Annotated in this window: 8 protein-coding genes; 2 read left to right on the top strand and 6 right to left on the bottom strand. The window is 30.8% G+C overall.

Annotated features, from left to right (window positions below; all coding sequences use genetic code 11):
* The coding region (locus RSC72_RS15535) for a T9SS-dependent M36 family metallopeptidase (RefSeq protein WP_332578662.1) at positions 1–2,610 on the top strand (2,610 nt) is incomplete at its 5' end.
* A gap of 57 nt (positions 2,611–2,667) precedes the next feature.
* Here the strand turns inward: RSC72_RS15535 and RSC72_RS15530 are convergent.
* The 6 genes from RSC72_RS15530 to RSC72_RS15505 form a co-directional block, all read right to left on the bottom strand.
* The gene (locus RSC72_RS15530; protein WP_332578661.1) at positions 2,668–4,443 is read right to left on the bottom strand and encodes an endonuclease; all 1,776 of its coding nucleotides are present in this window, start codon (positions 4,441–4,443) and stop codon (positions 2,668–2,670) included.
* A gap of 8 nt (positions 4,444–4,451) precedes the next feature.
* Positions 4,452–4,979, bottom strand: coding sequence for a tRNA methyl transferase PRC-barrel domain-containing protein (locus RSC72_RS15525; protein WP_332566233.1), 528 nt, complete (start codon positions 4,977–4,979; stop codon positions 4,452–4,454).
* A 178-nt stretch (positions 4,980–5,157) separates the two neighbouring features.
* Positions 5,158–5,559, bottom strand: a complete 402-nt coding sequence (locus RSC72_RS15520; protein ID WP_332566234.1) for a heavy-metal-associated domain-containing protein — start codon at positions 5,557–5,559, stop codon at positions 5,158–5,160.
* Between the two features lie 25 nt (positions 5,560–5,584).
* Positions 5,585–7,834 carry a TonB-dependent receptor gene (locus tag RSC72_RS15515; RefSeq protein WP_332545323.1) on the bottom strand — a complete coding sequence of 750 codons (2,250 nt, stop codon included), beginning with the start codon at positions 7,832–7,834 and terminating at the stop codon, positions 5,585–5,587.
* 127 nt (positions 7,835–7,961) lie between these two features.
* A complete protein-coding gene (locus RSC72_RS15510) occupies positions 7,962–8,408 on the bottom strand; it encodes an HYC_CC_PP family protein (protein WP_332545321.1) in 447 nt (148 codons plus the stop codon).
* Positions 8,409–8,492: 84 nt separating this feature from the next.
* On the bottom strand, positions 8,493–9,071 hold the full coding sequence (locus RSC72_RS15505; protein ID WP_332545320.1) for a TlpA family protein disulfide reductase: 579 nt from the start codon (positions 9,069–9,071) through the stop codon (positions 8,493–8,495).
* 256 nt (positions 9,072–9,327) lie between these two features.
* Here RSC72_RS15505 and RSC72_RS15500 point away from each other — a divergent pair.
* On the top strand, positions 9,328–10,629 hold a 1,302-nt coding region (locus RSC72_RS15500; RefSeq protein ID WP_332578660.1), incomplete at its 3' end, for a glycine--tRNA ligase.

The raw sequence follows: 10,629 nt of genomic DNA, 5'->3' as shown, positions 1-10,629 counted from the left end.
ATGAAGAAAAATTTAACGCTTATATTCTCTGCGTTTATTTTGTCTATGTCTGCGCATGCCCAAACGGCAGAGCAAATTATTGACAATTATGAAACTAAGGCAATAGCAAGTAATGTTGAGTATAAATTTACTCAAACAATTAATGATGATACTACGCAACGTGTTTACACTCAAAGAACATTTCAAGGTATTCCGATTTACAACAGCTACTCTACCTATGTAATCAAGAATCAGCAAATTATATCAAAAACTTCGTCAGAGAATTTCAACATTTCACTTAAAAATGCAGATGTAACACCTACTCTTAATCTTAATCTTAATCAAGCTCTTAATAATATTGCTCAATTTGAGGGATTAAAACTTATTAAAGATGAAACTTCTAAAGATTACGGCGTTCACTTTTCTAAAGAAGAAGCATCAGAATTAGTTTATTATATTAATGATAAACAAGAGGCTATTTTAAGCTACGCATTTTCTTATCGTTTATTTAAAGAAAATCAGAATGATATTATTCACGTTATAGTTGATGCTAAAAATGGAAATATTTTAGAGAAACATAACACAACTTTAAGCTGTAGTTTTGATCACGGATCATTTCATAACGAAAATTTAGCTACTTTTAATAAACAAGACTGGAATTGGTTATACGATGATAATATAAATACAGCGTCCCCACAATATAATGTGTACAAATTACCTTTAGAAGCTCCTAATCGTGGTGGAAGAGCATTTGCAGACCTATCTGTATCTAATACAGTAGCATCTCCTAATGGTTGGCACAATATTGCAGAAGGCACAATAAAAACAAGAACTGAGGGAAATAATGTAAGAGCAGTTAAAGATCAAAATTCAACTGGATATCAAACATTTAATCCCAGCACAAATACCGTTACACTTAGTGATGATGATTATGTAGATGGAGGAAGTACTTTAAATTTCGATTTCCCTATCGATTTTAACTTAGACCCATATAAAAACTGGCAAGCATCTACTACAAACTTATTCTATATGAATAATATGATGCATGATATCTTCTACAATTATGGTTTTACAGAAGCTAATGGGAATTTCCAAAAAGATAATTACGAAAAAGGAGGCACAGGAAAAGATGATGTTATTGCTCTAGCTCAAACAGGATTATCACTTGGAGCAATTAACAATGCTACTTTTGCAACACCAAGTGATGGTAGATCACCACGTATGGCTATGTTTTTATGGAATCCTCCAGCAACAGCAGATACAAAAGGGTTAACAATTAACTCTCCTACAAATATTGCAGGAAAATATGACGTTTCAGATGCTTCATTTGGATCTGGATTACCTAAAACAGCATTAACGAGTGACTTAGTATTAGTTCGTAAAAGTGAGACAGATGGAACTGAATTTGACGGATGCGGCACAATTATTAATAGTTCAGAAATAATAAATAAAATTGCTGTTGTATATAAAGGAGGAAATTGTGACTATGTAACAAAATCCAAGTCAGCACAAAATGCAGGTGCAAAAGCTGTAATTATAGTCAATAATACAAGTGGAAATCTTACTATTACTGGACAAGACCCTACCATTACAATTCCTGTTGTTGGACTTACTAGGCTAAATGGTGATAAAATAAAAAACGAACTAACGAAAGGAACAGTAGTAAATATTACTTTACAACATAAAGATATTCCATACACTGATGGTAGTTTAGACAACGGAATTATTGCTCACGAATATGGACACGGAATCTCTAATCGTTTAACAGGTCCTATCTCAAATGCAAATTGTCTAAGTAACCTAGAACAAATGGGAGAAGGTTGGTCAGATTTCTTTGGATTAATGATTACTCAACTTCCTACTGATAAACCAACAACTAAAAGAGGTATTGGTACATTTGCTACAAATCAACCAATAGATGGACCAGGAATTCGTCCTACTGCTTACTCTACAGATATGACTGTAAATCCTGCTAAATATGGCTTCTTAAAAACTTATGGAAATCAAGATTCTCCACACAATACAGGATATGTTTGGGCTTCTATGCTATGGGATTTAAACTGGAAAATGGTGAATAAATATGGTTTCTCTCCAGATTTATACAATGGTAAAGCAGGTAACAATATTGCATTACAATTAGTAATGACTGGTCTTAAATTACAACCATGTTCTCCTGGTTTTGTTGACGGTCGTGATGCAATTCTTAAAGCTGACGAACAATTAAACGAAGGAAATAACAAATGTGATATTTGGACTGCTTTCTCAAACAGAGGTTTAGGTTATAGTGCAAAACAAGGACTTTCGAATAGTAGAACAGATGGTACAGAAGCATTTGACATGCCTCCAGTAGATGTTTTAGATTGTTCTTTAGCTACAAGCGAATTAAAATCTTCAACATTCCAAATTTATCCAAATCCAACAAAAGATGTGGTTTATATTGTAGACAAAACAATCAAAAATGACATAAAAGTAGAGATTGTTGATTTAACTGGAAAAGTAGTTTCTACACAAACAGTTAAATATGATGGACAAAAAGGTAGTTTAACAACTAATAACTTACCTAAAGGTGTGTACATCTTAAAATTCAATACTGAAAATGGTACAATTACTAAAAAATTAATTAAAAACTAATTTTAAATAACACAAAAAAACCAACTCAATTGAGTTGTTTTTTTTATCTCTTATAGATTAATTTACAATAATCTTATTTGATTGATTTTTTGTCTTTACAATGTAAACACCTTTTGGTAATTTATTCAATTTAACTTTTGAATTATTAGTTACATTTTGAATTGTTTGAACCAATTGTCCATTGATATTATAAATTTGAATTGTTTCATTATTCTCAATTCCATTAATAATAAATTCATGATTCTTAACTGGATTTGGATAAATAACTAATTTATTATCTTGTTTTTTAATATCCTCTACAGCTAATTTTTCGTAGCAAGTCCAAGATAAATTATCAAAAGAAACACGATTACTTGATGTTTCATCTACTAACTCAATTACAACATCACCTTCAACATTAATATTATCAATTTTTGTTGTTTTAGCTGTTTTAGAGTAAGGAATCTGTCCTTTTACTTCTCCGTTAATTTTTAATGTATAGAATCCTTCTGAATCTGCGAAAGGTAAATATGTTTTAATAGATAAAGATCCGATTCCTCCTGAAATTGTTGATGAAGTTAATGTTCCTTTTTTCATACAAATTGCCTTATTGCTATCACCATCAATATAAACTTGTTTATCAGTTCTAGCATTTGTTGCTGTCCATACAATTCCTCTATTTGACCAAGTTCTATCTGTATATGATGACGCTGGAGGTGTACTTCCTGTAGATGTAATGTTTTCAAAATCTTCTGTACCACAACTAGTTCCTTCTCCAGAACCTCCTCCCGTAGTAGAATCTTTAGTAGTTGCTTGAATTTCTGTACTATTATCAGATTTATTACCTGCTGCATCTTTTGCTACGACATAAAAAGAATATGTTGTAGAAGGTTTTAATCCTGAAACAGTTCCATTATTACTATAAACAGTCGAATTATATTCATTATCTAAATAAATATCATAACGATTAACACCGATGTTATCTGTAGAAGCAGTCCAAGTTAATGAAATACTTGACGATGTAATAGTTGCAGACGCTAAATTTGTAGGTACTGAAGGTTTTTCAGTATCTGACTCTCCTTGCTCACCAAATGATTCTGGCCAATTATTCTGAGCTTTAGGACCACCCCAAATTACAGTTGCTAAATAAGGATTATCAATAAAAGGGTTTCTATTTCCTTGCGTATTTGCTACAATATTATTTCTTTGAACCTCAAATTGAGAAACAGGATCTTCAACATTCCATTTCAAAAGAATATCTGGAAAATCTGAAGAATATGTACTTGGACCAAATGTAATATTAAGAGGTAATGTTCTTTTATCGTATCTAGCATACATATACATCAAAATACGCGCAACATCTCCTTTCCATTCATCACCAGGATACCAACCGCCACGACTAGTTTTCATAGCCATTACTCCTACACCATCATCAAAAAGTAAACTTCCTCTAGTACTATTTAATGTAATATCAGCAGGACGTAAATGATGTCCATCTGCTCCAGGACCAGAAGTTCCTAAATTTGGAGTTCCTTTAGATTTTGCATAAACATGTTCTCTATTCCAAGATCCATTTTTAGCTCTACTTCTTTGATGAGTTCCTGTGCTTTGAGAACCATAGACTAAAAGTAAGTTCGAAGAATTATCAGGATCAATATCACTTCGTTCTAACAATGTTTTTAATTCACTATAAGAAATAGTTTTTGAATGAGTGTCAGTAATTAATTTTGCGACATCATTTTTTAATTCATTCTTAGTTTTAGTAAAATTAATGCTCGAATAATACGCTGGAGCCTTTTGAGCCTGTGCGAATAATGCTAAAGCAAATGATAAAAAAGTAAATTTTAATTTCATTTTAATAATTATTTATTTAATACTATAACGTCCTTATTTTCATAAGAAAGTCCTATTGTGTAATTTTTCATAATCAAGGGAACTTGTGTTTCAAATTCCAGAAAATAGTTTTGATCAAATTGGTAAAACTTCGCATCAACATTATCTATTAAAACAGATGATGAAACTTTTACATTCACATCATTTTCAATTTTTGTTTTTTCTAACCAGCTTACTTGTTCTTCATCAAAACAAAAAACATCTGTAAATAATCCTGGATGAGATTTTCCTTGCCCAACAAAAATTCTGTTTTCCAATTTGTCTATTGCTATAACATATACAGAATTTTTCTTTCCGCTAATGTTTAAACCTTTACGTTGTCCAATTTCAAAATTTTCAACACCATTATGTTCACCGACAATAAACCCATCAAACAAAGTATAATTGCGTTGAGCTATTTTCCACAAAAGCTCTTCTTCTTTTGATTGGAAAGATGGTTTTTCTCTGGTATAAATAGAAGAATTTTCTGGAATTTCTACAATTTGACCTATTTTCACTTCGTTTTTTTCTTTATTTTATTATCCTTTTCAAAAAAGGAAAGGTTACAAATATAACATGTTAATGTTAATTAAACGTTAAAGAAATGAATAATTATTCATTAACAATAAACATCTTATAAACAAAAAAGGGATTTCTTATGAAATCCCTTTTTTAATTGTTATACTTTATCAACTATTAATGTTGATGATTCGAATGATCTTCTTCTTTCTTTGGAGAAGTCTCAGTTACATGCTCTCCCTCCTCTTCATCACGCTCATACAAACAACAAGAATGTAAATTTGCATAAACTTTATCATCTGCACGTTTTGCATTTGTATCATGCCCAACAGCTACAATTGCATTTTCTACAGCGTCTACATTACTTTTTGTTTCATTCAATACAATATGTAAATTATGCGAATCTACGTCCCAAGTTGCAACTTTTACACCTTTTACGCCGTAAGCAGCTTTCTCGATACGTTCTTTACATTGCTCACAATTTCCTTTTACATGTAAATCGTGTTTTGCATTTTTATTTTGTGCTTGTGCGCTAATTCCTAAAGTCGCTACCAAAGCAAAGGCTAATAATTTTTTCATTGTTTAATTATTTTTTATGATTATTTTATTTTAAACTAAATCTTAATCCAGCATAATACATTTGTCCAAAAATTGGCGCATAAACGATAGAACTATCGAAATTAGATCCAAACGGATCATCTGCTCCTAAAATTACACGATGCTGCTGATAATTTGTCACATTTTCTCCTCCAACATACACTTCAAAACGTTTAGAGAAAACGCGTGTAATCTGGAAATTCATTGTTCCAAATGGATTCGAATATTCATTTAATTGATTTTCTGGTAAATTATCCGACGTATTTGGTAATCGTTGTTTTCCAATCCAATTATAGGTAACATCAAAACGCCAATTTTTTCCATTTCTTTCGCGTGTTTCATATTCTAAATTTGTAAAGAAACGATGTTTTGCCTGCAATGGACGTTCTAATTTTCCATTTTCGTAATCTGTTACAATATCATAATATTTGTATGATGCTCTAATTTTGAAATTTGTAAATGGATTATAATTAAAATCGAATTGGAACGAATTTGCATACGATTCGCCTTCTAAATTATAAAATCTAACTTGACGAGCCGAATAATCTATATCTGTAACAATTTGATTTTGAAAATCGGTACGATAAAAATCTGCTGTAACATCTGCATTTTTACCAAATAATTTGAATTCTTGTGTTACACTAACACCATAATTCCAAGCAATTTCCGGATCTAGTCCATAAATTTTTCCATTTCCATCGCCCAAAATATTAAATTGTCTTGATGAAGCAAATAAATTCTGATTCTCTGCAAATACATTATTAATTCGTTTTCCACGACCAACAGAAGCTTTTATCGTAGTTCCTTTTACAGGCGTGTAACGTGTATGCAAACGTGGTGTCAAAAAGAATCCCATTCGGTTATGATAATCTGCACGAAGTCCTGCAATCATGTTAAAGTTCTTGCTATTATCAAATGTATATTCAAAAAAAGCACCCGCCGAATTATCAACTCTATCGTAATTTTCATCAGTTGGCAAGGCTACAAATTCTTTGAATTTATCGTACGTGAAACTCGCTCCTGTAGAGAATTTATTTTTCGTATTACTGATAATTGAACTAAAAATATAGTTGGCATAAAAACTTTGTTGCTCGATATCATATTGATTTAATCCAAAATAAGAATCTTGTTTATGATAGCTAAAAGCCGTCTGTAATCCCATACTTTGATAAGGCATTTCTGGGAAAACATATCCAATTTTTGACGATAAATCTACACGATTTGTATTGATTTCAGACCCCCAATAATTTGTTGTTAATTTATCACGGTTTTTATCAAAATCAACCTGACCGCCTTGTTTTTGGTCATTCAAATAACGAGCAGATAAAAATCCAACCCAACCTTTTTCAAGATTTTGATATTGCCAACGATTCATCACATTTACTTGATGTCCAAGTGGATTGTCTAAAAATCCATCATCGTTCATATCATTTTTTGCAACGCGAGCATTTCCATGTAAGAAAAGCGATGAACTCCATTTATCATTCAATTTTTTATTTAAATGAACATTTCCTTCGAAACGTGAATCTGTAGAACCATATAAATTTACAAACAACGGAATATCGTCTCCAGGCTTGATTAATTCTGTATTTATTTGTCCCGAAATACTCTCATAACCATTGATTACAGTTCCTGCACCTTTGGTTACTTGTATACTTTCTACCCAAGTTCCTGGCGTAAAACTAAGCCCAAAAGCTTGTGAAGCTCCACGAACGTTTGGTATATTTTCTTCAGCAATCAAAATATAAGGCGAATTAAGTCCCAACATTTTTATTTGCTTATTACCCGTTACTGCATCAGAAAAATTAACATCAATAGAAGGATTTGTTTCAAAAGATTCTGCTAAATTACAACAAGCCGCTTTCAACAATTCTTTACCCGTCATTGTTGTCATGTTAGTCGCTAATTTCGATTTTTTAAGCGAACTACTTGTATCTCTTACCACAACTTCTTTAAGACTTGTATCGCCAAAATTATCTTTTACATTGATAGTAAAATTCTGAAATTCATCTTTCAATTCTTTAAAAGTTGTTGTTTCATTTTCATAAAAAACGCCTAATATAGATGTTGGCTGATAATTTTCTATTTCAAAATTTCCCTTTTCATCTGTCATCACAGAAATATCTGACGATTGCCAAAAGACTTCCGCTCCTGCGATTGGTTGTTGATTTTGATCTGTAATTTTTCCCTTTAAAGTAGATTGTGCGTAAGTTAACGCAGCACTTAGTATGAATACTGAAGTGAATATTTTTTTCATTTTTACGATTTAAGGCATCATGCCTATTTATTATTGTGTACTTGTTGATTATAATTTCATCAAATACTTTAATATTCAGATAATAATGTATTGATTTCTGATTGATTTAATCAAAAACAAAGGATTATTAAGCTTCGTAAAATGTTAACTGAGAATTGAGTATATAATTTGGTGGCGCATTTGAAGCGACATAAAAATAAAGGAAATTTACTTCATTTTTAACCTCTTTTTGTATAATTGGAGCTTGAATTTGAAGAATTTCTGAAGTAATAAAACTCGCCGGAACAAGTTTTTGTATTTTGACCGTTTGTTTGTCTACAACTTTATCCGAATAGGAAATATCCTTGCAACAATCGTCTTTTTTATTATTTTCTCCTTGCGGTATTTCACAATGATTTGATTCTGCTTTTGGAGGACAACAAGGCATTGTCTTTTCCATTTCGCACGAATTATTATCAAGATGATTGATAGAAACCTGCTCCATCTCGCCTTGACAAAAATGCATAGAAAATGCGTAGCTAAGATTAGAAAAAATCAAAACCAATGACAAGATATACTTTATGTACTGTTGCATTTTCATTGTGACAAAAATAAACAAATTTTTTGAATGATGAATAATTGAAGATTTATATCATTTTCTGGTTTGTTTATATAATTTTCAGTTGACTAATGCTTTTATTTTTTTAATAATCTCTGCCTTTGTTTCTTTATATGTTGAAGCATATAAAACTTTTTGGTCTTCATTTCGAATAAGAATAGAAATACCCATCCCATAATCTTTATGATTTGGAGCTATTAACTGTATAAAAGAATTATACTTTTTCTTTGTTCCTTTTGCATATTCATCCGAAATATTAAACGTAGGATAATTTATATTATATTTTTCACGAAAATCTACGTGTGCATTGGTAAGATGAGCGCTTTTATTTTTATCTGTTGTGAGAATTAAAAATAAAAGATTATCATTTAATTCTCTTTTTAATTCTAAGAAATTTGGAAAGTTCTCTACACAAGGCGCACACCAAATAGCAAAATTGTGTATCAACGTATATTTTTTGTTCGATTGTTTTATAATATTCTCTAATTCTGGTTTATTCAAGCTATAAATTACATTTACAGAATCTTTATCCAAATCTGCAATCAATTTTTCATAATTTGAAATTGTTTTTACTTGATACAATTCTTGTGAAAATCCAAAAAAAGGAATCAATAGAAATAAAATAAATTTTGTCTTCATAATAAATTCACGTCTTAACACATATATATTATTGTTAATTTACATTTAACTTATTTAATTAAAAAATAATTCATCAAAAAATAAGTATTTATCTCTAAGTTTTAACTCAATAATAATCTTTTTTACAATTATTTTAGATTAAGATTTTAATCTAGTTTAATAAAATCACTTTATAATTATCTGTTTTTATCAAAATATATCTTTTTAGTCATCAAAAATCCTTAAAATTGCACTTTAAACTGAACACACATTTATTATGTCAGAAGATATTTTCAAGAAAGTAATTTCACATGCCAAAGAATATGGTTTTATTTTTCAATCAAGTGAAATTTATGATGGATTATCAGCCGTTTACGATTATGGTCAAAATGGAGCTGAGCTAAAAAATAACATCAAACAATATTGGTGGAAAGCAATGGTACAGATGAATGAAAACATTGTCGGCATTGATTCTGCTATTTTTATGCACCCAACAACTTGGAAAGCTTCTGGACACGTTGATGCTTTTAATGATCCTTTAATTGATAATAAAGATTCTAAAAAACGTTACCGCGCAGATGTTTTAATCGAAGATTATTGTGCTAAAATTGAAACTAAAATTGATAAAGAAGTAGAAAAAGCGGCAAAACGCTTTGGAGATGCTTTTGATAAAAAAGAGTTTTTAGCAACAAATGGTCGTGTGGTAGAATATCAACAAAAAATTGATTCTATTTTACACCGCATGGGTCAATCTTTAGAAAAAGAAGATTTAGAGGATGTAAAAGCATTGATTGAAGAATTGGAAATTGCTGATCCTGTAACTGGTTCTAAAAATTGGACAGATGTTCGTCAATTCAATTTAATGTTCGGGACAAAATTAGGTGCAACTGCAGATCAAGCAATGGACTTATATTTACGCCCAGAAACTGCTCAAGGTATTTTCTTAAATTACCTAAACGTGCAGAAAACAGGACGTATGAAGTTACCTTTCGGAATTGCACAAATCGGAAAAGCTTTTCGTAATGAGATTGTTGCACGTCAATTTATTTTCCGTCAACGTGAGTTTGAACAAATGGAAATGCAATTTTTCGTAAAACCAGGAACCGAATTAGATTGGTATGAAAAATGGAAAGAAACGCGTTTACGTTGGCACCAAACTTTAGGTTTAGGAAATGACAATTACCGTTTTCACGATCACGAAAAATTAGCGCATTATGCAAATGCTGCGGCTGATATTGAGTTTAAATTTCCGTTCGGTTTCAAAGAATTAGAAGGAATTCATTCTCGTACAGATTTCGATTTGAAAGCACACGAACAACATTCTGGTAAAAAAATTCAGTATTTTGATAACGAGACTAACGAATCTTACACACCGTATGTTGTAGAAACTTCTGTTGGTTTGGATCGTATGTTCTTAGCTGTTTTTTCAAATTCATTAAAAGAAGAAAAATTAGAAGATGGTTCTGAACGTGTTGTTTTAGCTTTACCAGCTGCATTAGCACCAATTAAAGTTGCTGTTTTACCATTAGTAAAAAAAGATGGTTTACAAGAATTTGAAGAAAAAATCTTGAAAAATTTA

Origin of the sequence: Algoriella sp. (assembly GCF_036647415.1) — a bacterium.
Lineage (GTDB): Bacteria > Bacteroidota > Bacteroidia > Flavobacteriales > Weeksellaceae > Empedobacter.
The sequence above is the reverse complement of the archived record's forward strand: the minus strand, read 5'-3'. Positions and strand labels throughout refer to the sequence as shown.

Coding starts and splice junctions, on each gene's coding strand:
- RSC72_RS15530 (WP_332578661.1), bottom strand. CDS start 4,443: ATGAAATTAAAATTTACTTTTTTATCATTTGCTTTAGCATTATTCGCA.
- RSC72_RS15520 (WP_332566234.1), bottom strand. CDS start 5,559: ATGAAAAAATTATTAGCCTTTGCTTTGGTAGCGACTTTAGGAATTAGC.
- RSC72_RS15515 (WP_332545323.1), bottom strand. CDS start 7,834: ATGAAAAAAATATTCACTTCAGTATTCATACTAAGTGCTGCGTTAACT.
- RSC72_RS15510 (WP_332545321.1), bottom strand. CDS start 8,408: ATGCAACAGTACATAAAGTATATCTTGTCATTGGTTTTGATTTTTTCT.
- RSC72_RS15505 (WP_332545320.1), bottom strand. CDS start 9,071: ATGAAGACAAAATTTATTTTATTTCTATTGATTCCTTTTTTTGGATTT.